Source organism: Cedecea sp. B1(4), assembly GCF_059414925.1.
Window position 1 is genome coordinate 142151 of record NZ_JCAHMZ010000007.1, and the last position, 25090, is coordinate 167240.

The 25090-nt window shown below is 56.0% G+C and carries 22 protein-coding genes; 13 read left to right on the forward strand and 9 right to left on the reverse strand.

The genetic code is table 11. The features are described from left to right. The first annotated feature begins 97 nt into the window (after positions 1-97). From ACR6JA_RS15995 to ACR6JA_RS16020, 6 genes are all read left to right on the forward strand, one after another. Positions 98-2650, forward strand: coding sequence for a TonB-dependent receptor (locus tag ACR6JA_RS15995; RefSeq protein WP_494494152.1), 2553 nt, complete (start codon positions 98-100; stop codon positions 2648-2650). 162 nt (positions 2651-2812) lie between these two features. Next, on the forward strand, positions 2813-3310 hold the full coding sequence (locus ACR6JA_RS16000; protein ID WP_166878574.1) for a sigma-70 family RNA polymerase sigma factor: 498 nt from the start codon (positions 2813-2815) through the stop codon (positions 3308-3310). Beyond that, positions 3307-4296: a FecR domain-containing protein gene (locus ACR6JA_RS16005; protein WP_494494153.1), complete on the forward strand. Its 990-nt coding sequence runs from the start codon at positions 3307-3309 to the stop codon at positions 4294-4296. The genes ACR6JA_RS16000 and ACR6JA_RS16005 overlap by 4 nt, the downstream gene beginning before the upstream one ends. Positions 4297-4429: 133 nt before the next feature. Beyond that, positions 4430-5227, forward strand: coding sequence for an energy transducer TonB (locus tag ACR6JA_RS16010; protein WP_494494154.1), 798 nt, complete (start codon positions 4430-4432; stop codon positions 5225-5227). Positions 5228-5395: 168 nt separating this feature from the next. Beyond that, the gene (locus tag ACR6JA_RS16015; RefSeq protein WP_494494155.1) at positions 5396-5914 is read left to right on the forward strand and encodes a phosphoribosyltransferase; all 519 of its coding nucleotides are present in this window, start codon (positions 5396-5398) and stop codon (positions 5912-5914) included. A gap of 34 nt (positions 5915-5948) precedes the next feature. Then, complete coding sequence (locus ACR6JA_RS16020) at positions 5949-6749, forward strand: HAD-IIB family hydrolase (protein WP_494494156.1); 801 nt, start codon at positions 5949-5951, stop codon at positions 6747-6749. A 36-nt stretch (positions 6750-6785) separates the two neighbouring features. Here ACR6JA_RS16020 and ACR6JA_RS16025 read toward each other — a convergent pair whose 3' ends face one another. Both ACR6JA_RS16025 and ACR6JA_RS16030 read right to left on the reverse strand, forming a co-directional pair. Further along, positions 6786-7550, reverse strand: coding sequence for a DeoR/GlpR family DNA-binding transcription regulator (locus tag ACR6JA_RS16025; protein ID WP_494494157.1), 765 nt, complete (start codon positions 7548-7550; stop codon positions 6786-6788). Between the two features lie 72 nt (positions 7551-7622). Then, positions 7623-8816, reverse strand: a complete 1194-nt coding sequence (locus ACR6JA_RS16030) for a BaiN/RdsA family NAD(P)/FAD-dependent oxidoreductase (RefSeq protein WP_494494158.1) — start codon at positions 8814-8816, stop codon at positions 7623-7625. Between the two features lie 229 nt (positions 8817-9045). Between ACR6JA_RS16030 and pitA the strand changes: the two genes are divergently transcribed. After that, positions 9046-10542 carry an inorganic phosphate transporter PitA gene (gene pitA, locus ACR6JA_RS16035; protein ID WP_008458642.1) on the forward strand — a complete coding sequence of 499 codons (1497 nt, stop codon included), beginning with the start codon at positions 9046-9048 and terminating at the stop codon, positions 10540-10542. A gap of 74 nt (positions 10543-10616) precedes the next feature. On the opposite strand, the gene uspB is transcribed toward pitA, so the two are convergent. Continuing rightward, complete coding sequence (gene uspB, locus ACR6JA_RS16040) at positions 10617-10952, reverse strand: universal stress protein UspB (RefSeq protein WP_008458643.1); 336 nt, start codon at positions 10950-10952, stop codon at positions 10617-10619. A gap of 366 nt (positions 10953-11318) precedes the next feature. Here uspB and uspA point away from each other — a divergent pair, with 366 nt between their 5' ends. Then, positions 11319-11756 carry a universal stress protein UspA gene (gene uspA, locus ACR6JA_RS16045; RefSeq protein ID WP_039298608.1) on the forward strand — a complete coding sequence of 146 codons (438 nt, stop codon included), beginning with the start codon at positions 11319-11321 and terminating at the stop codon, positions 11754-11756. A gap of 510 nt (positions 11757-12266) precedes the next feature. Here the strand turns inward: uspA and rsmJ are convergent. From rsmJ to ACR6JA_RS16060, 3 genes are all read right to left on the reverse strand, one after another. Beyond that, positions 12267-13019, reverse strand: coding sequence for a 16S rRNA (guanine(1516)-N(2))-methyltransferase RsmJ (gene rsmJ / locus ACR6JA_RS16050; RefSeq protein WP_085540213.1), 753 nt, complete (start codon positions 13017-13019; stop codon positions 12267-12269). Positions 13020-13027: 8 nt separating this feature from the next. After that, on the reverse strand, positions 13028-15070 hold the full coding sequence (prlC, locus tag ACR6JA_RS16055) for an oligopeptidase A (RefSeq protein ID WP_494494159.1): 2043 nt from the start codon (positions 15068-15070) through the stop codon (positions 13028-13030). 153 nt (positions 15071-15223) lie between these two features. Further along, positions 15224-16495, reverse strand: coding sequence for an acid phosphatase (locus ACR6JA_RS16060; protein WP_494494160.1), 1272 nt, complete (start codon positions 16493-16495; stop codon positions 15224-15226). Positions 16496-16689: 194 nt separating this feature from the next. Here ACR6JA_RS16060 and ACR6JA_RS16065 point away from each other — a divergent pair, with 194 nt between their 5' ends. The 3 genes from ACR6JA_RS16065 to ACR6JA_RS16075 all read left to right on the forward strand — a co-directional run bounded on the left by ACR6JA_RS16065 (position 16690) and on the right by ACR6JA_RS16075 (position 19517). Continuing rightward, positions 16690-17532, forward strand: coding sequence for a 23S rRNA (adenine(2030)-N(6))-methyltransferase RlmJ (locus tag ACR6JA_RS16065; protein WP_045784286.1), 843 nt, complete (start codon positions 16690-16692; stop codon positions 17530-17532). A 118-nt stretch (positions 17533-17650) separates the two neighbouring features. Then, entirely contained in the window at positions 17651-19003 is a 1353-nt protein-coding gene (gene gorA / locus ACR6JA_RS16070; protein ID WP_008458659.1) for a glutathione-disulfide reductase, read from the forward strand. Positions 19004-19136: 133 nt separating this feature from the next. After that, positions 19137-19517 carry a hypothetical protein gene (locus tag ACR6JA_RS16075; protein ID WP_494494161.1) on the forward strand — a complete coding sequence of 127 codons (381 nt, stop codon included), beginning with the start codon at positions 19137-19139 and terminating at the stop codon, positions 19515-19517. A gap of 74 nt (positions 19518-19591) precedes the next feature. Here the strand turns inward: ACR6JA_RS16075 and kdoO are convergent, their stop codons facing one another. Beyond that, a complete protein-coding gene (gene kdoO / locus ACR6JA_RS16080) occupies positions 19592-20485 on the reverse strand; it encodes a Kdo hydroxylase KdoO (RefSeq protein ID WP_494494162.1) in 894 nt (297 codons plus the stop codon). 305 nt (positions 20486-20790) lie between these two features. Next, positions 20791-21327, reverse strand: coding sequence for a GNAT family N-acetyltransferase (locus ACR6JA_RS16085; RefSeq protein ID WP_213713695.1), 537 nt, complete (start codon positions 21325-21327; stop codon positions 20791-20793). Between the two features lie 518 nt (positions 21328-21845). Between ACR6JA_RS16085 and ACR6JA_RS16090 the strand changes: the two genes are divergently transcribed. Both ACR6JA_RS16090 and nudI read left to right on the forward strand, forming a co-directional pair. Then, positions 21846-22778: an omptin family outer membrane protease gene (locus tag ACR6JA_RS16090; RefSeq protein ID WP_494494163.1), complete on the forward strand. Its 933-nt coding sequence runs from the start codon at positions 21846-21848 to the stop codon at positions 22776-22778. A gap of 103 nt (positions 22779-22881) precedes the next feature. After that, positions 22882-23307: a nucleoside triphosphatase NudI gene (nudI, locus tag ACR6JA_RS16095; RefSeq protein WP_213713691.1), complete on the forward strand. Its 426-nt coding sequence runs from the start codon at positions 22882-22884 to the stop codon at positions 23305-23307. A 33-nt stretch (positions 23308-23340) separates the two neighbouring features. Here nudI and ACR6JA_RS16100 read toward each other — a convergent pair whose 3' ends face one another. Then, complete coding sequence (locus ACR6JA_RS16100; protein ID WP_213713688.1) at positions 23341-24978, reverse strand: STY4199 family HEPN domain-containing protein; 1638 nt, start codon at positions 24976-24978, stop codon at positions 23341-23343. Positions 24979-25090: the final 112 nt, after the last annotated feature.

Sequence of the window (25090 nt, forward strand, 5' to 3'; positions counted from 1 at the left end):
GCGGCCGTTTTTAATTTAAAAATTTTCTGCCTGATTTTCAGTCTCGCGTGACCTCTCTGAAGCAGTACTTCTTGTGACTCACCTTCAGGGATACATCATGACGATAAAAAATAACGGAAAGGCTACGGCCATTTCCGACGCGAGCCAACCTGCACAGCGCCCTCGCGCCCCACTTGCGTCTGGCATTGCCTTATCCGGCCTGCTGGCGCTGGCAACTGGTTTACCGACATTATCCTGGGCGGCAGAAGCCCCCTTAGCCGCCAGCCAGGCATTTTCCGTGCCTGCCGGGCCTTTGAGCGGCGCTCTGCAAACGCTGGCGAATGACGCCAACGTGCTGCTGGTCTTCACCCCGGATCAGACGTCAAACAAAACGACTTCAGGCCTCAAAGGGACTTATTCCGTTCAAAGCGCGTTTGATCATCTGCTGGCGGGCAGCGGCCTGAAAGCCGTGCGCGACGGCAATAGCTATCGGCTTGTTTCCCTGCCAGCAGCCTCTGGCGAGAGCGCGCCGATTATCGTGCCAGAGCTTTCCGTGCTCAGCGGCCTGGATGACAGCGTCGTGGCCGGGCGCTCAACGCTGAAAAAAGAGAATATCGAGCGCATTCAGGCCGATAACGTCGCCGCCCTGCTGGATAAGCTGCCGGGTGTCTCTTCCGCAGGTTCACCGCGCCCGGGCGGGCAAAGCCTGAATATCTGGGGCATGGGCGGCATGGAGGACATCAAAGTAACGCTGGACGGCGCGCCCAAAGGGTTTGAGAAGTACCGCCAGGGGTCGGTGTTTATCGAACCAGAGCTAATCAAACAAATCGACGTCGATAAGGGTCCGTTTAACCTCGCCAACGGCAACGGCGGCTTTGGCGGCAGCATCAAGATCGTCACCAAAGACGCGGCCGACCTCTTGCAGCCCGGCGAAAACTTTGGCGGCATGCTGAAGTACGGTTTCCACACCAACGACAACCAGAATATCTACAGCGGCGCACTGTATGGCAGAACATCAGAGGGCTTTGCTGACGGCATGCTCTACGCCAGCAAACGCGATGGCGGCAATATTACCCGCCCGGACGGCACGCATTTCGACTATTCCGCTAACCGCCAGGGGACCTGGCTTGCCAAAACCAATCTCTACCTGACCGACGCGCAGACGCTGACGCTTTCGGCCATGCATTCCGAATCCACCGGCTGGCAGCCCTTCGCCGCCAAGCGGGACGAAATTGCCGCCCCGAGTCAGGCGGATGTCGACAAATACGGGTTAGACGAGGCCTGGCGCAGGAAGCTGGTGTACCGCAACCAGACCGACGAAAACTACTCCGTGAAGTGGAACCTGGCCCCGGCGGACAAGCCCTGGCTGGATCTGACGCTGAACTACGCTTACTCCAAAACCAAACAACATGATACCCGCCCCGACTCCGCCGGAGCGTCCAGCTTCCTGGGCTCGCTCGGCAATGAGAGCTGGGTGGATTACAAAGACAACCTGGTGGAGATCAGCAACAAGAGCCGCTTCAGCACCGGGCCGGTGGATCACCTGCTGGAAATCGGCGCAAGCTGGCATAAAAACCAACGCGATGCGCTGATGTACTACCCAGGCTACAAGAAAAATGCCGCCTACAACTACGGCTACTTCCAGCCGTACTACATGCCCGCCGGAGAACAGCAAACGCGCGGCCTGTATCTGCAGGACAGCATGACGCTCGGCAGCGTCACCGTAACGCCGGGTGTGCGCTACGACAGCGTCACCAATACCGGCGAGCCAAACATCGCCTCAATGTACAACAGCAGTAATCCTAAAGTCGGCCACGACTACAGCAGCAAAAGTTATCACGGCTTTACGCCTGCGCTTGGGCTGGTCTGGAAAGCCACGCCGAATATATCGCTGTTTGCCGATGTCACCCGCACGTGGCGAGCGCCGACCATTGATGAGCAGTACACCGTGCAGTACGCGCTGTCTAACGTGTCCGGCACCAGCCGCGACCTGAAAGTGGAAACCATTAACAGCATTCGTGGCGGGATGATCCTGAACTTCAATAATTTGCTGGCGGAAGACGACAGCGTACAGATTCGTACCACGCTATTCCGCAACCGCGGCAAAGACGAAATCTTCTACCGTCGCGGCGTGCTGTGCGAGGCGCAGTCGGTGAAAAGTGGCGCTAACTGCGGTTCTCCGCTGTCGAACTATCGTAACCTGCCGGGCTACACCATCCAGGGCCTGGAGATTGAATCGTTTTACGACAGCCGCCGTATCTTCGGCAGCTTCTCCTTCTCGACCATTCGTGGGCAGCGTGACGCTTCTCCGCGCGACCCGTGGGGCAACCAAACCTGGATTGCAGAAATTCCACCGGTCACCGCCCACACTACGCTGGGCGTAAAAGCCCCGGAGTGGAACATGACCTTCGGCTGGACCATGGACATGGTGCGTAAACAGGATCGCTCCCCGCAGGATGGCGACCCGTTAGCGGGCATCTGGGCGCTGCCAAAAACCAGCGGCTACGCGCTGCAGGGCCTGTTTGCATCCTGGCAGCCGGAGCAGGTGAAAGGCATGGAAGCCCGCATTGCCGTCGACAACCTGTTTAACACCGACTACTACCCGTACCTGGGTGAATCCGTGTCCGGTATCGGCCGCAACGTTAAGCTGACCATTTCGCAGAAATTCTAGTGTGTTACCCGCAGCGCCAGTGCTGGCGCTGCGTTCTCGTCGCCCGCAAAAATACATTAATACCTCGCAATCTCTTGACATAAAAATAGAGAAATGAAAATAATAATGATTATCATTTAAATATTTATCACGCCCTGATACCGATCAATGGTGAGTCACATCATGTCCCGTTCCCAACAGGTTGCGCAGCAGCTTTACTGCGATCATCAGCGCTGGCTTTACCACTGGCTTCGCAACAAAGTCGGCTGCCCGGAACAGGCGCAGGATCTGACTCAGGACACCTTTATTAATATTCTGGTCAGCCCCGATCTGGCCTCCATTCGCCAGCCACGTCCTTTTCTTGCCACGGTCGCCAGACGGCTGATTGCCAACCATTATCGCCGCAAGAAAATCGAAGAGGCCTGGCTGGAGGCGCTGGCGACTCAGCCGGAAATGGAACACCCTTCCCCTGAAACCCGACTGCTGATTCTGGAAGTGCTGGAACAGATTGATGCGGCGCTGGACGGCCTGCCGCCGCAGGTGCGGGAAGCCTTTTTGCTGGCCCACCTGCAGGGAATGCGCTATTGCGATATCGCCGAGCGCCTGCGCGTTTCCAGCAGCTCCGTGAAGCAGTATCTCCAGCGCGCCAACCTGCACTGTTTCTTCGCGCTCAGCTCATGACCTCCCATCCTTTTATTGACCAAAACGGGCAAGCCATCGACCGGGACAGCGCTTGGGCCGCCGCCTCATGGCTGACGCTGATGATGTCGGACGACGTTAGCGAGCAGGATAAAGCCGACTGGCAAAAATGGCTGGCGTCCAGCGCCGAGAATCAGCGTGCCTGGCAGCACGTCGAGGCGGTTTGCGCCAGCTTCCGGCAGGTTGACGGCAAACTGGCGCGGCAGAGCCTCTCTTCGTTAAAAAACAGCGGCAGGCGTCGGGCGCTAAAAGGGTTAGGCGCTCTGCTGCTGATCGGTGGTTCGCTGGAATGGGGGCGACAGCAGCACGGCTGGGAAGCGTTCATTGCCGATTACCGCACCGGGACGGGGGAGCAGCGGCAGATTGAACTCAGCGAAGGCAGCCGCCTATTACTGGACACCCAAACCGCGCTAAACGTGGATTTTACCGGGCAACAGCGCCAGATTGAGCTGCTCGGCGGCGACCTGCTGATTACGACCGGGCAGCAGGAAAAGCGGGCGGCATGGCCCCGGCCTTTTTGCGTGACGACGCCACACGGCAAAGTGCTCGCACTGGGCACCCAATTCCGGGTAAAGCTGGAACCGGGACTTACCCGCGTGGCGGTTTACCACGGCGCAGTCCGGCTTTATCCGCGCAACTCCGGCCTCGCCGGGCTACAGCTCGCGGCAGGCCAGGGCGCATGGCTTAGCGAGGCCGAATCCGGGGGCCTGCACGGCGGTGAAAAAGAGCCTGGCTGGGTACATGGCAAGCTGCTGGCCGACAATATGCCGCTGGGCGATTTTCTGCGGGAAGTTAACCGCTACCGCCCCGGCGTCCTGCGCTGCGACGAGGATATTGCGGCCCTGCGGCTGTCCGGCGTTTTCCCGCTGGCGGATACTGACCAGATTCTGGCTGCGCTCCCCCGCGTCCTGCCCGTCAGAATAAATACGCTATCTCGTTACTGGGTCAGCCTTTCACGCAGTGAATAATGCTTCGAGACGGAGTAATCCATGTCAGTTGTCTCGTTATTCATGTCAGCCTGCCCGTTTGGGCGTTTCGCGTGTCCTCTCTCTTATCCCCACTGAAACAACAGCCCTTAGCCCGGCTGCGGAGTATTTTGTCATGCCTTCTACCCTGCCGATAAGACAGCCCTTTCCTGCCTGGTCCGACGGCCTGCCTCCCACACGCCGCAGCATCGGGCTGGTGCTGGCGCTCTTGCTGCACGCGGGCGTTTTTCTCTGGCTAACCAACCGGCCCACGCAAGAGCAACCGGCCACCGCGCCACCGCCTGTTGCGCTGATGATCCTCCCGACAGACGATCCGGCCTCTGTCGCCACGCCAGCAAAGCAGCCCGATAAGATCAAACAGATCCAGTCGGCCACACCTCAGGAAAAGGCCGAGTCAAAAGAAGCGGTGAAGAGCGTGGAGGCCCCGAACCCGGAGCTCGTTGTGGCTAAAAAAATGCACCATAAAGTCATCACCAAACCTCAGCCGGTTAAGCCGCACGATGTGGAAGTGCCGCCGGCCCCAACACCTCCTGCACCTGAAACGCATGCGCCCGCCAGCCACCCGCAGCAAAGCGCCGGTCGGGCAGGAAGCAGTGCGGTGAGCGCCCCCAGCCCAGGCGAAGTGAACTGGGTCGGGCTACTGCGCCAGCGGCTCGACCGCTTCAAACGTTACCCGGCTCAGGCTTTACGTCAGCAGGCCAAGGGCGTGGTTTATCTGAGCCTGACGCTGAACCGGGAGGGCCAGGTCCTTAGCGTGGCGCTGGCAAAAAGCAGCGGTACGCCAACGCTGGATCGCGAAGCCCTTGCCCTGCCGACTCGTGCGGTTCCGCTGCCCGCCCCCACGGACGATATCGCGCCAGGCCAGCCGCAAATAACCCTCACGCTGCCGATCCGTTTCGATCTCCGCCTGTAACGCTCTTTGCTCAATGCTCGGTAATGCAGTATTGAGCACCGCCTTCCTGCAAGATCGGTTTTGATCACAAAAAATACGCTAATCTTACGCTAATATTGCACAATCGAGCATTCAATCTTATTTTAATCGAGCAACAACGAGCAATAACACTTTAGCGAGGATGCAGCAGTGAGAAACAATCATGTAGGACACATCGTGATTAATGAGTCGACGATTGCCGATGGTGTCACCAAAGTCGCTAGGCAGTTGAATAGTCGCTATCACGAAGCGGTAGTGATCACGGTCGTGCCCGGTGGGATCCTGTTTACCGCCGATCTGGTCAGGCAGCTCACCTTCGATATTTCAATGGACTATATTTCCTGCCCGCACACGCCCGGCGACAGAAACAACAGCTCTACCATCGTTTACCACGACAATATTGGCATCAGGGGGAAGGACGTTATCCTGGTGGATGACGCCATTGAGTCCGGCGGGACCATGAAGCGTCTGGTCGAGCATTTAATCGAACATTACGCCCCGAAATCGCTCTCCATCGCCACCTTATTTGTGAAGCCTGGCCGCGTAGAGATCCCCGTCGAGCAATGCTATGCCTACATCATGGACAATGACGATTTGCTCATTGGCTACGGCATGCCGTGGCAAAACAAGTATCGCAACCTGCCCTTCGTTTCAAAACTAAAAATATAAACGCCTACAGAACACTTACCGATGGGATAACAGCATGATAAAGCTAATTATTACCGACCTCGACGGCACTTTTCTCAATAGCCGCGGCGACTATGACCGTGAATTATTTGCCCAGACCCACCGCTTAATGGCCGAGCAAGGCGTCCATTTCGCCGCCTGTACCGGCAAACAGTGCCAGCGGGTAGAAGAGCTGTTCGCCGATTACCGCGAGGATTTATGGATCATCGGCGACAGCGCCACGCGCATTAAAAGGAACGGCGAATATGTCTACGAGTCGCTTATCAATAATGCGCTGGGATTACGCATTATCGACACGCTGGAAGCAGCCAGTGACAGCCACGTTATTGTTGCCTGCGGCAGCGAAAGCGCGTTTGTTCGCAAAGACGTGCCGCAGCGGCTGCAGGACAAAATGCGCCAGTCCTACGCCAGCCTGGCGCTGGTGGACTCTTTCGCCGAGCTCGAGTGTGATTTCGTGAAGATAAGCGTCTATGACGAAGCCGGAAACTGCCCGCAGACTCGCCCGGTACTCAAGCCATTTGAGCAGGACGTCTACATCGTGGTGTCCGAAGCGGCGTGGATAGATATTGCGGATTACGGTGTTCACAAAGGAACAACGGTGCAAAGGCTCCAGCAGTTACTGAACGTCAGCCCGGCGGAAACTCTCGCGTTTGGCGACGGCTATAACGACCTGGAGCTGCTGGCCCAGGCTGAATACAGCTTCGCGATGCGTAATGCGTTTGAAGAGACCAAGGCCGCGGCCCGATTTATTACCGGCAGCAATGATGAAAGCGCGGTCCAGCACACGATAAAAAGCCTGCTGGCGCTGCAAAAATAAGGTTAAAGCAGGGCGGCATACACGCCGCCTGTTTCTTTAGCCCGCGACTTCAATCCGCAGGTTAACGCCGCCGAAATCGGCAATTTTGGTTTCGGCGCTGACCACCGCAATATCAATGTCTTCGCAGGGTGCCACTTTATAGCGAGCCACCTGGGACATCTTGTTGGCCGTCACGGCGGCAATCACCTCGTTGCTTTGGCTCAGCACTTCCCGCTTAAAACAGGCGTCTTCGTAATAAACCGCACTTAGGCCAGCCTGCGGATCAAGCCCGCACACGCCGATAAAGGTCTGGTCGAAAACCATGCCGCGCAGCTGATTTACCGTGTCGGAACCCAGCGTGCTGCCGGTCAGCGGGTTAACTTTGCCGCCCAACAAAATCAGTTCGCCCCGCGTGCGCCCGCTCAGCGCCGCTGCAATCTGCGGAGAATTGGTGACAATGGTGAGATCCAGCTCTTCGGGGATAAACTCCACCATCGCCAGATAGGTTGAACCGGCGTCGAGAAACACGCAGGTGTTAGCTTTGATCATCCCGGCGCACTTCCGTGCCACCTGGGATTTCTCACCCACATCCTGGGACACGCGAGTTTCGAAGCTGGCAGACTGCTGGAACTGACTGATGGCCCCGCCATAAACCTTTTTGCACAGGCCGCGACGCGCCAGCTCCTGCAGATCCCGGCGGATGGTGTGCTCGGACACGCCCAGCTTCCGCGCCACATCAGCCCCGATCACCCTGCCCGTTTCGGTCAGGATCTGGTGGATCATCGCCTGGCGCTGTTCAGGCAATGCGTCATAATCTGTCACGTTTAGCCCTCAAATAGCTGCAATAGTGCATAACATATCACAATCTATCATCGGCACTCGAAAAGCGGCGAGTTAGCCTTCCACCAGCGCCTGCGCGCATGCCCAGGCAGAACTCCAGGCCCACTGGAAGTTATAGCCGCCCAGCCAGCCGCTGACGTCCATCACTTCGCCGATAAAATAGAGGCCCGGGGATTTTTTCGCTTCCATGGTGCGGGAGGAAAGTTCGTTGGTGTCCACGCCGCCGAGAGTCACTTCCGCCGTGCGGTAGCCTTCGGTGCCGTTGGGCTGTACGCGCCAGGCTTGCAGGGTGTCAACCAGTTCGCTTTGCTGACGGCTGTTAAGTTGCTTCAGCGTGACGTCCGGGATCTGCTGCAGCTGCTGCAGGCACTCAACCAGGCGTTTCGGCAGCACCATCGCCAGCGTGTTTTTCAGGCTCTGGTTTGGGTGCGCGTTGCGCTGCTCGTGAATAAAACCGTCCAGATCGGTGTCCGGCAGCAGATTCACGCTGACGAATTCGCCCGGCTGCCAGTAGCTGGAAAGCTGCAAAACGGCAGGGCCGGACAGGCCACGATGGGTAAACAACAGGCTTTCACGGAAGCTGACGCCGTTTTCTGCGGTGATGACGGACGGCACCGAGACACCGGACAGCACCTGCAACTGTTCGAGCAAAGGTTTATGCAGCGTGAACGGCACCAGGCCCGCGCGGGTCGGCAGCACCTTCAGGCCAAACTGTTCGGCGACTTTATAGCCGAACGGCGTCGCCCCCAGCCCCGGCATCGACAGACCGCCGCTGGCGATAACCAGTTTCGCGCCCTGCACGCTGCCGCCGTTTAGCTGCAGGGTGTACCCCTGCTCGTCGCGTTCAATACTCAGCACTTCGCTGCGCAGGCGCATTGTTACTTTGCCTTTCTCGCATTCGGCCACCAGCATATCGACTACCTGCTGGGCAGAATCGTCGCAGAACAGCTGCCCGAGGGTTTTCTCGTGCCAGGCGATGCCGTGCTTGCCCACCCTGTCGATAAAATCCCATTGGGTGTAGCGAGCCAGCGCAGATTTGCAGAAATGCGGGTTTTGGCTCAGATACGCCGCAGGCTCGACATAAAGGTTGGTAAAGTTGCAGCGTCCGCCGCCGGACATCAGGATTTTACGGCCCGGTTTTTTCCCATTATCAATCAGCAATACGCGGCTGCCCGCCTGCCCGGCAACCGCCGCACAAAACATTCCTGCTGCACCCGCACCTATAATAATGGCATCAAACTTTTCCACGACCGACTCCCGACTATGCTTAAGGCAACGGATTGTAAAGACCTGAGGCTGGTCGCACCAGCTTTAAGGTGAATAACAAATGCAGGTGATTGATAAACAAAATGTAAATCATTCCACCTGTGCGCCAGATGGCGACTAAAATCAAAAAAAGTCCAGATTTCACTTTGCCGCGGTGGAGGTTGTCTTACATAATGCGCCGCGTTCATGTCCTCAAAATGGCGTAACGTCTATGCTACATTTGTTTGCCGGCCTGGATCTTCACACCGGGCTTTTACTTTTGCTTGCTCTGGCATTTGTGCTGTTCTACGAAGCCATTAATGGTTTCCACGATACGGCCAACGCAGTAGCAACGGTAATTTATACCCGCGCTATGCGATCGCAACTTGCGGTGGCAATGGCTGCGTTGTTTAACTTCTTCGGCGTTCTGCTCGGTGGACTGAGCGTGGCCTATGCCATTGTGCATATGCTGCCTACAGATCTGCTGTTAAACGTAGGGTCTTCTCATGGTCTCGCCATGGTGTTCTCTATGTTACTGGCCGCTATTATCTGGAACCTCGGCACCTGGTATTTTGGTCTGCCGGCCTCCAGCTCCCATACGCTTATCGGTGCCATCATCGGTATCGGTTTGACCAACGCGCTGCTGACCGGCACCTCGGTTGTCGACGCGCTGAATATCCCGAAAGTCATTGGGATCTTCGCTTCCTTAATTCTGTCCCCGATTGTCGGGCTGGTGATTGCCGGTGGGTTGATTTTCCTGCTGCGCCGTTACTGGAGCAACACCAAGAAAAAGCAGCGTATTCACCTGACGCCTGCGGAACGTGAAAAGCAAGACGGCAAGAAAAAGCCGCCTTTCTGGACGCGTATCGCGCTGATCCTGTCCGCTATCGGCGTGAGTTTCTCTCACGGCGCTAACGACGGCCAGAAAGGCATCGGTCTGATTATGCTGGTACTGATTGGCGTCGCACCGGCGGGCTTCGTGGTTAACATGAATGCTTCCGGCTACGAAATCACCCGTACTCGCGATGCGGTGAACAACGTCGAAACTTTCTTCCAGCAACGTCCTGACCTGCTGAAGAAAGCCACCGGCTCAGAACAGCTGATCCCTTCTCCGGAAGCGGGCGCAACTGAACCGGCTCAGTTCCACTGCCACCCGGCCAACGCGATTAACGCGCTGGATCGCGCGAAGCTGATGCTGACGGATATCGAAAGCTACGACAAGCTCAGCATTGAGCAGCGTAGCCAGCTGCGTCGCATTATGCTGTGCATCTCCGACACTACCGATAAAGTGGCGAAGCTGCCGGAAGTGAGCGCCGACGACCAGCGCCTGCTGAAGAAACTGAAAGGCGACATGCTTAGCACCATCGAGTACGCTCCGGTCTGGATTATTCTGGCGGTGGCTCTGGCTCTTGGTCTGGGTACAATGATCGGCTGGCGTCGCGTGGCGACCACCATCGGTGAGAAGATCGGTAAGAAAGGCATGACCTATGCGCAAGGGATGTCCGCGCAGATGACGGCAGCCGTTTCTATCGGTCTGGCAAGCTACACCGGGATGCCGGTTTCCACTACCCACGTGCTCTCTTCCTCCGTGGCAGGGACCATGATCGTGGACGGCGGCGGCCTGCAGCGTAAGACGGTAACCAATATCCTGATGGCCTGGATATTTACCTTACCGGCTTCGATTCTGCTCTCCGGCGGGCTGTACTGGATTGCGCTGCGCTTCGTGTAAGCCGTAGCCAAAGAAAAAGCGGGTCAGGAAACTGGCCCGCTTTTTTTATGCTTGTCCATAACGCTGCCCTACAACTAGTGCCAGATAATTAATCCAATCAGGCTAATCACCACCAGACCACACAGCGAACTCGTCAGAATAAACTGGCGGCGCAGGCGCTCACAGCGGCGAATAAACTCTTCATCATGATGATCGACATAGCGCTGGCCGTAGATATAGCGCACCAGCCTGACCTGCTTGCTGGGTTGACCATGTGAGGTGAAAAAACCGCCGCCATCAACGTATTGATACAGCAGCGGATCGCACCCGCGCAGCACCACCAGTAACGCGCGCAGTGAAGAGTAATAGCGCGCCATATTCACCACACAAACTACACAAAGCGCCCAGAACAGCGCGACGGTGCTGATCATGTACCCCTCCCGGCGAAGCCCTCGAAGCCTTTGCTTCGGGACGACCGCTCTCCCCGAAAACCCTGTCAGACAATCCTGCAACGAATAACCGATACAGGTCACAGATCTCTTCCCGCCCGGCTCATTTAATAGTGTAGGAGATCCCTTAATTTTTTTACCACCGCGTTAATCTTTATCAAAGTGGCCGCATTCATTTTTCGCTTGAATGTGATTGAGGGATGGCGCATTGTCGGGCTGAAGAAGGTTCGATAAAAGCGAAATACCATCTACAATTGAAGTCTTTAGATCGGGTGACCGTAGCTCATGCCGCTACGGTTTAAAAGATGACGGCGAGAGTCATCGATAACTTATGGAAGGAGTAACATTATGGCTTACAAACACATTCTGATCGCGGTTGACCTCTCCCCTGAGAGCAAAGTCCTGGTAGAAAAAGCCGTCTCCATGGCTCGGCCTTACAACGCGAAAGTTTCCCTGATTCATGTCGATGTGAATTACTCCGATCTGTATACCGGGCTGATTGATGTCAATCTGGGCGATATGCAGAAACGCATTTCCGAAGAGACTCACCACGCGCTCACCGAGCTGTCTACCGGGGCAGGTTACCCGATTACCGAAACCCTGAGCGGCAGCGGCGATCTGGGCCAGGTGTTGGTCGACGCCATTAAAAAATACGATATGGATTTAGTGGTTTGTGGTCACCACCAGGATTTTTGGAGCAAGCTGATGTCCTCTGCACGCCAGCTGATCAATACCGTGCATGTGGATATGCTGATTGTTCCGCTGCGTGATGACGAAGACGAGTAACATTTTCCCTTCACCCTAACCCTCTCCCCACAGGGGAGAGGGGACTGAATAGAGTATAAATCTTCGGTTTTCCCCTTCTTCCGTGTGTCACAGCCCCTTAGTCATGAATTTTCCGGGGGCAAGAGCATGGCTGCGGACTTGCAGCGACTGTGACGCTTATGCGTGGCTGTGGGTTTAAAGCGAGGCCCGGTTCCGGCTTAAATCGCCTCCGTTTTCTCTCCGACTGGCCAGGGTCCGGCCGTCGGGAACGGCCGGAGGATGAGAGCGTCGGGAACGCATCTCAGCCGACCCAGGACTGGGAGATAAAACGGAGGTTTGCCGCTCACGCGGTCGATTTATTTCGCCGGGAGTCCGGGTTCTTAGGGGAGTGACGGTGACTCCCCTAAGACGTTCACCGGTACAAGAGCTACAGATAAAGTATGGCTGGAAGTGAACGGAGCCTTAGCCGATCCCTCATAGAGCACCGTTGTGACCAAAAGCCACCGGGGAAGAGAGGCTGTCACAGCGCGATTACTCCGGCGTCCCGGCATAAATATCAAACCGGTGCCCTTTGGTCACCACAGCATTCTGCGTGGCGACGTCGGCCAGCGGCGGCGCGTAGTCCGGGCGCTTCACAACGACCCTTTTCTTCGCGAGCGCTCTGGCCGGGGCCAGCAGCCCGTCTGCATCTTCATCCGGCCCCACCAAAGACTGGAAAACGCGCATCTCTTTCTTCACCAGCGCGCTTTTCTGCTTGTGGGGGAACATCGGGTCGAGATACACCACATCCGGCCTCGGCGTAATATCGCTGAGCGCCGTCAGGCTTGAGGCATGAATCAGCTGCAATCGCTCCTGCAGCCAACCACCGATTTCAGGATCTTCGTAGCCTCGGCGCAGGCCGTCATCCAGCAACGCGGCTACCACCGGATTGCGCTCCAGCATCCGCACGCGGCAACCGACGGACGCCAGCACAAAGGCATCTCGCCCTAACCCAGCCGTCGCGTCAACCACGTCCGGCAGATAGCTGCCCTTCACGCCCACGGCTTTTGCCACCGCTTCGCCACGCCCGCCGCCAAACTTACGGCGGTGCGCCATCGCGCCGGAGGCAAAATCAACAAAAATGCCGCCTAGCTTTGGCTCGTCGCGTTTGCGTAACTCCAGCCTTTCAGGCGTCAGCACCAGCGCCATCAGCGCCTCTTCATCATGCTCGAGCTGCCAGCGCTCGCTCAAAACAGATAAGGCGCCGGAGTCGGCGCCTGCTTCAGTCAGTAAACAGATTTTCACGTGGTGGCTTAACCCTGAATACCGTAGTGATCCAGCATCGCGTCCAGCTGCGGCTCGCGCCCGCGGAAACGTTTGAACAGCTCCATCGGCTCTTCCGAACCGCCACGGGTTAGGATGTTATCGAGGAACGACTGGCCGGTTTCGCGGTTGAAAATACCCTCTTCTTCGAAGCGAGAGAACGCGTCCGCCGCCAGCACGTCGGCCCACAGGTAGCTGTAGTAACCCGCCGCGTAACCACCGGCAAATATATGGCTGAAGGCGTGCGGGAAGCGGCCCCAGCTCGGCCCCGGCACCACGGCAACCTGTTTCTTAATTTCGGCCAGCGTCTGCAGCACTTTCGCGCCCTGCTCCGGGTTGAATTCCGCATGCAGGCGGAAGTCGAACAGGCCGAACTCCAGCTGACGCAGAATAAACAGCGCTGCCTGGTAGTTTTTTGCCGCCAGCATTTTTTCCAGCAGCTCAACAGGCAGGGATTCACCGGTTTCATAATGGCCGGAGATAAACGCCAGCGCTTCCGGCTCCCAGCACCAGTTTTCCATAAACTGGCTTGGCAGCTCGACCGCATCCCACGGCACGCCGTTGATACCGGACACGCCCGCGGTTTCGATTTTGGTCAGCATGTGGTGCAGGCCGTGACCGAACTCATGGAACAGGGTGATCACTTCATCGTGGGTAAACAGCGCAGGTTTGCCGTTCACCGGGCGGTTGAAGTTACAGGTCAGATAGGCCACCGGTTTTTGCAGCGAGCCGTCGGCGCGGCGCATTTTGCCCACGCAGTCATCCATCCACGCCCCGCCGCGTTTGTGCTCGCGAGCGTAGAGGTCGAGATAGAAGCTGCCGCGCAGCTCGCCCTGGTCGTCATACAGCTCGAAGAAGCGCACGTCCGGGTGCCAAACGTCGATATCTTTCCGCTCTTTGGCGGTGATGCCGTAGATGCGCTTCACGACTTCGAACAGGCCATTTACCGCGCGCTCTTCCGGGAAGTACGGGCGCAGCTGTTCGTCGCTGATGCTGTAGAGATGCTGTTTCTGTTTTTCGCTGTACCAGGTGATGTCCCACGGCTCCAGCTCTTCCACGCCGTAATGCTCTTTCGCATAGGCGCGCAGCTGAGCCAGCTCGGCTTCACCCTGCGGACGGGCGCGTTTGGCCAGGTCTGACAGGAACTCCAGTACCTGCTGCGGGTTTTCCGCCATTTTGGTGGCCAGGGATTTTTCCGCGTAGTTGCCAAAGCCCAGTAGCTGAGCCAACTCGTGGCGCAGCGCCAGAATCTCTTCCATCACCGGGGTGTTATCCCACTTCCCGGCATTTGGGCCCTGGTCAGAAGCGCGCGTGGAATAGGCGCGGTACATCTCTTCGCGTAGCGCACGGTTGTCGCAGTAGGTCAGCACCGGCAGGTAGCTTGGGATATCCAGCGTCAGCAGCCAGCCGTCTTGCTCTTTGGCTTCCGCCTGAGCGCGCGCTGCAGCTAAGGCGCTTTCCGGCATTCCGGCAAGCTCGGCTTCGTCGGCGATCAGTTTGCTCCAGCCCATGGTGGCATCGAGCACGTTGTTGCTGTAGGTGGATCCCAGCTCGGACAGACGAGCGGAGATCTCCCCGTAGCGCTGCTGTTTGTCTTTTGGCAGACCAATCCCGGACAGCTCGAAGTCGCGCAGCGCGTTATCCACCGCTTTCTTCTCGGCGACGCTCAGGCTGGCGTAGTTCGCCCCGTCACGCAGATCGCGGTAGGCGTTATACAGGCCTTCGTGCTGGCCAACCCAGGTGCTGTATTCGGACAGCAGCGGCAGCGTCTGCTCATAGGCTTCGCGCAGCTCCGGGCTGTTCTGTACCGAGTTCAGATGGCTGACCGGGGAGAACAGGCGGCCCAGGCGATCGTCCACTTCTGCCAGCGGCTGAACCAGGTTCTGCCAGCTATAAGGCGTGCCCTGCGCAACCACGCTTTCCACCGCCGCACGGCAGTCGTCCAACGCTTTAGTCACGGCCGGAACAACATGCTCAGGTTTGATGGCGGAAAACGGCGGCAGCTCAAAAGAGGTCAGTAAAGGATTGGTCATAAGCGCGTTCCTGATTAAAAGGGAGAGAGAAGCGCTCAAGCGGCGCTTTGTGCATGGAGTCTAGCATGGGGTTAAGTGTAGCGAATTTCAATCCCGGGCGTTGCGCTGCGGTCGCCGGGAAATGGGGCAGCAGGCGCTGCCCCGGGCGGTAAATCAGTGGGATTTCGCGGCCATTGCGTAGGCTGCTGGCAGGTTCAGGCGCTGCCAGAACTGCTGGTCTGCCGTCGTGCCGGACAGCGGGTAACCCGCAGGCAGCGCAGTTTTCACCATCAGGTCGCGGCGCTGGGAGGCGGAAAGCTTAGGCAGCGCGGCTTCCAGAAGAACTTCCGCCCCTTGCGGTACTTTCAGGGCTTGCTTCTCGCCCTTCTGCTGCGGCAGGTCGTAAGTCATGGTGAAGCGGTAAAGTTCTTTCATCGCCGGGGCGCGGTACGGATCGTCTTTTGCGGAAGATTTCGCACATTCAGCCAAAGTGGTGCCGCACTCTTTTTCCAGCGCGGTACGCAGCTGATCGCGAGCTTCGTTAAACAACGCGCGGTATTTCGGGTCGTTCAGGTAGTTGGCGACATTGCGCTGTGCCACCATACGGGAGCCCATCACGTCCAGCGGGTAATGCACGCCCAGCACAATGCGCGAGTAACCGTAGCGCGCCCCGCGTTCAACCAGGGCTTCAAAGCGCTCCGGCACCATTTCGGCCATCAGCAGCGCGTCGGTATAGCCGGTGTTGGTGTGGCCGCTTGGGAAGGAGCCGCCGTCTGCGGTGTACGGTTTGTTGTCTTTAATCACCACATCGTCCGGCACGAGGTGAATGGTGTTGCCCTGAATCAGGAACGGACGCGGGTTATTGAAGTGCTTCTTCGCTGCGCTGGTGCTGACTTCGGAGGCTTTAATCAGCGCTGCGGCTTTGCTCAGCTCGCCTTTATCGTAGGCGGCCAGGAAGGCTTTCCCCAGACGCGGCCCCATGGCATCGCTCAGGAAGTAAAGGTGGTTGATGCCCTCGGCATCCGCCAGCGCCTGATGACGCGAAGTCTGCACGGCGTTCAGGTTGATGTTGGTGACGGTTTCAAGGTTCTGCTTAATCACCGAGTCCGGCAACTTGCTGAAGGCAGAAAGCAGCTCAATACCCGCTTTCTGGTTAGCTTTGGTCTGGAAGTCATAGCCGCTCGCCTTCAGCCAGGCGGTATCCGCCAGCTTTTTGCTTTGCTTCGCTTTATCCAACTGGTCGCGGGTTAGTTTATCCGCATCGCCTTTCAGGGCAGTGCGCAACGCCGCCAGGGACTGCGTTTCAAGCTCATCAAACGGCTGGCTGCTGTTGGCCGGGGTCACGCTATTGGCTATCGCCGCGGCCTGAGGAAGAGACACGTCCTTTGCCAGCGCGGGCAGAGAGACGGCTAACGCGGCGGTCAGCATAGAAATACGAAGTTTCATTATTTTTCCTTTTATTCAAACAATTACCTTGCCTGGCAGCGACGCTATCCTGGTGATTTGACATTTTTATGACACCGTTATGTTTTGAAACGCTTTCTCCCCGACTGAAACAGCCCCGCGCCGGGCGGTAATCTGCCGCAATCTGCGGTAAACTGTGGGAAATTTGTTTTCTTATTCGTGGAACACCATCCCTCATGCTCAGCTATCGCCACAGCTTTCACGCCGGTAACCATGCCGACGTACTAAAACACACCGTTCAAAGCCTGATTATTGAATCGCTTAAAGAGAAGGAGAAACCGTTTCTCTATCTCGACACTCACGCAGGCGCCGGGCGTTACCAGCTGAGCAGTGAACATGCGGAGCGCACTGGCGAGTATCTGGAAGGTATCGCGCGCATCTGGCAGCAGGACGATTTGCCTGCCGAGCTGGAGGCCTATATTGGCGCGGTGCAACATCTGAACCGCAGCGGCAACCTGCGTTATTACCCAGGCTCCCCGCTGATTGCCCGCCACCTGCTGCGCGAGCAGGACAGCCTGCAGCTGACCGAGCTGCACCCGTCCGACTTCCCGCTGCTGCGTTCGGAGTTCCAGAAAGACAACCGCGCCCGCGTGGAGCGCGCCGACGGCTACCAGCAGCTGAAAGCGAAGCTGCCGCCAGTTTCCCGCCGTGGCCTGATCCTCATCGACCCACCGTATGAGATCAAAACCGACTACCAGGACGTGGTGAAAGGGATTGCCGAAGGCTATAAGCGTTTTGCCACAGGCACCTACGCGCTGTGGTACCCGGTGGTGCTGCGTCAGCAAATCAAACGCATGATCCGCGACCTGGAAGAGACCGGCATCCGCCGCATCCTGCAGATCGAGCTGGCGGTTCGCCCGGACAGCGACCAGCGCGGCATGACGGCTTCCGGCATGATTGTGATTAACCCGCCGTGGAAGCTGGAACAGCAGATGGCGAACGTGCTGCCGTGGCTGCACAAAAAGCTGGTGCCAACGGGGACCGGCTCCACCACGCTGAGCTGGATTGTGCCTGAATAAGAAAGCTAGCCAATGCCGCTGCAGCTTGAAGTATGGCGTGGCTATCACAGTAATCGGTAGAACCTTTATCCCGGCGCGATACAATCGCGCCTAATTTTCGACTCAAAAGGGAAACATCATGACCAAACATTATGACTACCTCGCCATTGGCGGCGGCAGCGGCGGTATCGCCTCGATTAACCGTGCGGCAATGTATGGGCAGAAATGCGCACTGATTGAGGCGAAGGATCTGGGTGGCACCTGTGTGAACGTCGGCTGCGTGCCTAAAAAAGTGATGTGGCATGCGGCGCAGATCGCCGAAGCGATCCACAACTACGGCCCGGACTACGGCTTTGACACCACGCTGAACCACTTCGACTGGGACAAGCTGATCGCCAGCCGCACCGCCTATATCGACCGTATTCATACCTCTTACGACAACGTACTGGGTAAGAATAAAGTGGACGTGATCCGCGGCTTTGCGAAGTTCGTTGATGCCCACACCGTGGAAGTTAACGGCGAAACCATTACCGCAGACCATATTCTGATCGCTACCGGCGGCCGCCCAAGCCACCCGAACATCCCTGGCGCTGAGTACGGCATCGACTCCGACGGCTTCTTCGAGCTGCCGGGCCTGCCAAAACGCGTGGCGGTTGTTGGCGCGGGCTACATCGCGGTGGAAATCGCGGGCGTGATTAACGCTCTGGGTTCAGAAACGCACCTGTTCGTGCGCAAACATGCGCCGCTGCGCACCTTCGACCCGCTGATCGTTGAAACGCTGCTGGAAGTCATCGAAGCAGAAGGCCCAACTCTGCACACCAACGCGATTCCGAAAGCGGTCGTGAAAAATGCAGACGGCAGCCTAACGCTTGAGCTGGAAGATGGGCGGGCGGAAACCGTCGACACCCTGATTTGGGCGATCGGCCGCGAACCGGCTAACGACAACTTCAATCTGCAGGTAACCGGCGTTGAGCTGGACGCCAAAGGCTACATCAAGGTAGATAAGTTCCAGAACACCAACGTGCCGGGGATTTATGCCGTGGGCGATAACACCGGTGCGGTTGAGCTGACCCCGGTGGCGGTTGCCGCCGGTCGTCGCCTGTCCGAGCGCCTGTTTAACAACAAGCCGGACGAGCATCTGGACTACAGCAACGTGCCGACCGTGGTGTTCAGCCACCCACCAATCGGCACCGTGGGCCTGACCGAACCGCAGGCGCGCGAGCAGTACGGCGACGATAACGTGAAGGTCTACAAATCCTCCTTCACCGCCATGTACACCGCCGTGACCTCTCACCGCCAGCCGTGCCGCATGAAGCTGGTCTGTGCTGGCCCGGACGAGAAAATCGTCGGGATCCACGGCATCGGCTTCGGCATGGATGAAATCCTGCAGGGCTTCGCCGTAGCGCTGAAAATGGGCGCAACCAAGAAAGACTTCGACAACACCGTGGCGATCCACCCGACCGCAGCGGAAGAGTTTGTCACCATGCGTTAATTCCCCCCAGGGAAATGCCTAAAAGGTCAGAGATCGCTCTGGCCTTTTTTATATCTGTGGAAAAATACTCAGCCATGATATTTATCTCTGCATAAACTGATATCAAAAATAATGTACAAAGCGGAGATATATTATGGGCTGGGAAATGCATATCACCAGAACGGAACATGCATGGGATGGGGAGAGTAATCCTATTCTTGCAGCAGAATGGATTCAGTATGTAAATAACGATCCTGAGCTCAGTTTCTCTCCCATAAATGGACCCTATCATGTCATCTGGCGAGGGGATGAAATTAACTGGCTGGACTGGCATACAGGGAATATTTCTGCAAAATCGCCTGCTCAGGCATTGTATTGCAAAATGCTGGATATCGCCGCCGCGCTCAATGCAAAAGTCCGGGACGATGACGGCAACTTATACTTATCGCCCGATGATTTACTTAATCCATCGTGGGCAAAAAAAGAAGTATCACCGTCATTTCTAAAGAAAATCATTACTTACTTCAGAAAATAAACAGCGCAGTCTTGCCTCTACGGATTACCAATAAAAAAGCCGCACCAGCGGCTTTTTACACGCGCTCATTATGGCTAAATCAGCGGCTTACGCAGCAGTCCTTCCAGCACCTTCAGCGGGGAATGCTGTGGATTTTGCATGGCGTCTACCGGCAGTAAAAACGTCTGCTCCAGCATAAACTGCCCGCCCATCGCGGCATGCGGCGTCTGGTCAGAGAAACAGATCCAGCTGCTGCCCGGTGGGAAATCAATGGCCACCTGCGGGCCCTGCTTCTGATAATCCGCATCGGCCTTCATCGCGTCGTGCATCTGCAGCATCAGGTGGTCGTAATGGCTGCGGCGGCTTTTGGTAATGCCGACGGCGTTCTGCAGCCAGCTGCTTACCGGGGAATAGCTTTTCAGGCGCGGCAGGAAGCGTTCGGCCAGCGTCGGGAAGGCTTCACCCACGCGCCAGCTGCGGCTTTCACCGGCCGGATTAATGTTGGTGAAAATACGCAAAATACGCTCGCCATAGTTGGGCCGGGACGGGAACGCGTCCACGTGCAGGCGGCTGTCGTCTTTACGCCAGGAAGTGTTCTGCGTCCACTGCTTAACGGGGTGCAGGCGCAGGCTATTGGTCGGCGAATGTAGCACCTGCTGGTATTCCGGCAGAAGAGTGGCAATCAGCTGCAGGCAAGATTCGTAATGCCGTTTTAGCAGGGCGCGAACTTCTGGCTCCTGATCGGCTACAGCCACGCCGGTCAATTTATCCTTCAGGGGCTGATAGCTGATGTTTTTACGTTTCGGATCCACGACCGCTGGGTTAAGCAGCGCGGTTTCCTGTTCGGTCAGCGCAAACGCCAGCTGCGGCAGAAAAACAACTTTGCCCTGTTCCAGCTCGCTCACAGCCGACTCAGCAGCCGTATTGCCCCATTGAGAAAGCGGATGCGTCAGGGCTGCGGTATCAAGAGTGATGTTTAAATCTGACATATTGATGTCCTTGCCACTGCTCCGGATAATGTCTTTAACAGATGAATTTCCGGAACATTTTATTTTTTGAAAGACGAATAGAAGCACGCCGCCGGAAGACAGCGAATGCATACCTGAAAGGGATTCGAACGAGTATAGTAAGAATGTAAATTAAAGGTTAAACAAAAGCTAAACATCGCCTTAGGCGCTAAATTAAAACGCACAAAATCATAAAATAACGCTAAGTGAATATTGCACTGGCTCACTGATATTATTCGCTATTCGCCACGGCTAAATAAATAATGGCCCGCTAAGCAGGCCATTGTTTATTTCCACTCGCTGCGCAATAGCGCATAGGCATATTCATCCCCCCACTCACCTTTAAAGAAAATATTCTTGTGAAAGTGTGCTTCCCGACGAAAACCCAGCTTTTCCAGCAGGCCAGCGGCGGCGTCATTCCTGGCATCAACCGTCGCCACCAGGCGATGCTTGTTGAAGGTGGTGAACAACAGATCAATCGCGCCGCGCAAAGCTTCAAAAGCAAAGCCCTGACGCTGATGCCTCTCATCAAAGGTCATGCCCAACTCTGCCTGCTGGCCTTCATCGAAGAAGTGAACGGCAACGTCACCCAATAAACGCTGGTCTTCGCTGCGGGCCACCGCAATCTGAAACCAGCTTTCATCGGTATTAAAGTCCAGCGACGCCTGCTGGGCATAAAACACCTCGGCATCGGCTTCGCTATAGCCATCCCAGCTCTGGTAGCGAGCAACTTCCGGCTGGTTACGGTATTCAATAAAAGCGGGCAAATCGGCACGAGTAAACTTGCGCAGCGTCAGGCGCGGGGTGGTCAGTAACGGCTCCATAAGTCATTCCTGGTCAAAGTGTCTGGGTATAGTGTCGGCATGCAGGGTAGCAGCTTTACGTTTTTGCGATATTACGCCGAGTGCTCAGCGGCGCGGTGGCACGCATTATGTAAAAAAGAGAATGAAATGAATATGCTACGAGCAGCAAAACTTTCATCGCCAAATAATTATTAGTTCGCTTACATATTTAAATTCACCAGGCACGACTTAAGCTAAATTTTCTCAATAAATACATATGAATAGTTATGATATATCCTTGTAACAAAAAGCTACAATTTTAATTTTCTTTAAAATCAAACGATTCACCGCTCAAATATTCACCAGTAGAAAATAATCTTTCCCCTGTCAAGGAACGGTCCATAAAATAGCACCCGTTTTGCCTGGCAAGACAAACTAATAATAATTTTCAACAACATAATTTATCGCGTAACAATAACCCTTTACGGCCCTTAACCTGTCCGTACAGGTTTATTTTTTGCAACACCAAACCAATGTGATAGAAAACAGAACGATACATCATGCACAAGCAAAAATACCTGCCTGTAGCCGCCGCATTGCTGTTTAGCCCGGCGCTGCTAGCTTCAACCAGCTTTAATTTTTCACCCGATGCATTCACCACCAATATTTCCACCAGCATTTTAAACGGAGAATCTAAAGAGCTCGTTTATAATCAAGGCGATGGCAGTAAATTAAGTGAACTGAAATGGAAAATCAAAAATACCCCTATTATTAAAGGCGGTATTAGCTGGGACGCACAGCGCTACATCACCCTCAATGCTAACGGCTGGACAACCTTCGCCTCTCGCGGCTCGCACATGTCCGACTATGACTGGCAAACGCCTGGCCAGAGCCACTGGAGTGACAAATCCATCCACCCGGATACCAGCCTGAATTATGCCAACCAGTTCGATTTCAACCTTACCGGCTGGCTGCTGAAGGAGCCGACATACAATCTCGGCGTGGTAACCGGCTACCAGGAAACTCGCTATAGCTGGACGGCGAGAGGCGGCTCATACAATTATTTCAACGGTGCACTTATCGGTGAGTTCCCCGCCGGGAAACCGGGAATTGGGTATAGTCAGAAATTCAGCGTGCCGTATATTGGGCTGACCAGTAGCTACCGCTATCAGGACTTTGATATTGCAGGGCAATTTAAATTCAGCCCGCTGGTTAATGCTCAGGATAATGACGAGCACTATATGCGTCAGCTGAGCTTTAGCGAGAAAAGTAGTCATTCCAATTATTATGCCGCAACCGTCTCCGCCGGTTATTACGTTACGCCAAATACCCGACTGTACACGGAATTAACGTGGACGCGTTTTTCCGAAGCAAAAGCATCAACAAAAACCCGAAATAATAATACCGGGGAAACCTGGTCTCAGGGCAGCGGTTCCGCGGGCCTGAGTAACGACAGCTATACCTATGGCGTCGGGATTCAGTATCGCTTCTAACAATCTGTACCAAATAGTTTTTATTCACCGGGGGTCTGCCAGCGCGCAGACCCTTTTTCTTATCTGTGCTATAACTCAGCGGCTTATTTTCAGGGAGATGACCATGCGACAAAGAGTGATTGCCTGCCCGATTATCCAGAATCAGGGCCAATATTTGCTGTGCAAAATGCCACAAGATCGCGGGGTATTTCCCGGCCAGTGGGCGCTCTCCGGTGGCGGCCTTGAGCCAGGTGAAACCATGGCAGAAGGTCTACGGCGTGAGATCCGGGAAGAGCTGGGTGAAGCGCTGATTATCTCGCACATTGAGCCATGGACCTTCCGCGATGACGTGCGGGTGAAAACCTACGCCGACGGCAGCCAGGAGCAGGTGTACATGATTTACCTGATGTTCGACTGCATCAGCGAAAACCGCGATATAACCATTAACGAAGAGTTTGAGCAGTACGCGTGGGTCAGCCCGCAGGATCTGGCGAGCTACGATCTGAATGAAGCCACCGCCGCGACGTTCCGTGATAAAGGACTGCTGTAATGCATTTGGCAGCCCGAAGGCTGCCCGGCACGGCTAGCGCATCGCGTTGTATATCGCCTGCTGAATTTTGACGGTCTGCTCATCAACCGGCTCTGGCTCCAGCCCCTGGGCGGTCGCATCTTCATAGCGCTGCTTCTGCGCCGCCAGGCGCAGCTGAGCGCGCTCTACTTCCTCTTTCTGGCGCTGTACCGCCGGGGCTGAACTGCAGAAGCTGGCGAGGAATTGCTTTCTTAACGAAGTCAGCTTCTGCCCTTTCTTCATGCCTAACTCGGTGGAGCCAATCAGCCTGCGGCAGGGCCGGGTTTCATCCATTTGCGGGCGGTATTGCAGCAAAATGGTCAACACATCGCGGTCATCCACCGCCAGCGCCTGCTCGGCAAAATAGACTTTCCAGTTCATCCCGCCCTGCATAAACAGGCGCACAATACGCGCGTCATTACGGTTAATCGCCGCCCGCAGGTTATTTTCGTCCCAGGTGATGCCCATATTGGCAAGCATATCCCGCGGGCTGTTGGATTCCGGCCGCTCTTTCTGCTGCACCGGCGTACTCACTATTGGCGGAGCCGCCGTCACCTCAGGTTTTGAAGCAGCATCACTTAACAGATAGAGACCAATCACCGCCACTGCCACCACCACAATCCCTACCGATGCCCACAGCGCGGTGGAGATCATGTCGGTAGTATCATGCTGTTTTTTGGCCGTGCGCGGGTCATAACGCTCGATGGATTCTCTGATCTCTGCCGGATCGCCGCCCTGGGCCGCATGATTTTTACGCGCCTGTTCAAGGTAGCTTTGCAGCGCCGCATCATCCGCGTCTAGCAGCGAGGAGGGATTCACTTTAGTGCGGCCTTCACTAAAGGCTTTTTGTACCGGGCCGCTGATTTCACCGAAATAGCTATCCAGCAAAGCCACCTGCACGCTCGTCAGCGGCTGCTTGTGCATCAGGTCGTTGCGGATTTGACGGGTGCCATCGAGGAAGATTTGCAGGGTTTTACGTTGGTCGATAAGAAAACCCAGCTGAGGCGAGTTTTGGTAAACTTTGGCGTAGTGATGGGCAAACTCTTTCTTATCCACCAGCATCAGCGCCAGCTCGCTGAACTTCATGCCGCTCAGCACATCGCCCCGCTCGCCTCGCTTCAGCCAGCGGCGAACTTTGTCAGCCCCAAACTGGCTTTTTAACTGATTAACCAGCTCCGCCTGGTTTTCCCACGCCTGATTGACTAGCCCTTTCAGCATCAGTTCAATGGCGCGCATCTGCTGCTGGGCGCCTTTTTGTAGCCCGTCAACGTCGGAGGAAAGCTCGGTGGAGTAGCCCAGCAAGGGCTGCTTGAAGCGCACATGCTCCAGATAACTGGTGAATCGCAGGGCGGCGAGGAGCTGGTTCTGGCTAACCTCCTGCCCGCTTTCATACTGCGGTACCAGCTGCTGCAAATGGCGCAGCAACAGCGTGAATTGTGAAATCTCAGAGTCGTTAAGATTCAGCCGTTTTGCCACCGCCCCCCAACTGCCCAGCGCCATACGGGCCTGCTCCAGTTGCTGGAAAAACCACTGCGGATCTTTGCCATCGGCGGCACGAATATTCAATAGCGGCAGGATCTGAAGTGAAGCCTGCCGAACAATCCCCAGACACGTCTCAAAGTGCTCCCGCATCTGCAATGTTGCGCTGCTCATGATAGTCCTTTGTCGATGTCCGGCCTTATGTTGCCGAACGCAGAAAAAACGGCTTTTTTCCGCCCCAGGCGGCTATTTTTTTATGGTTATTAATGCCAAGGCCAAACTTCGC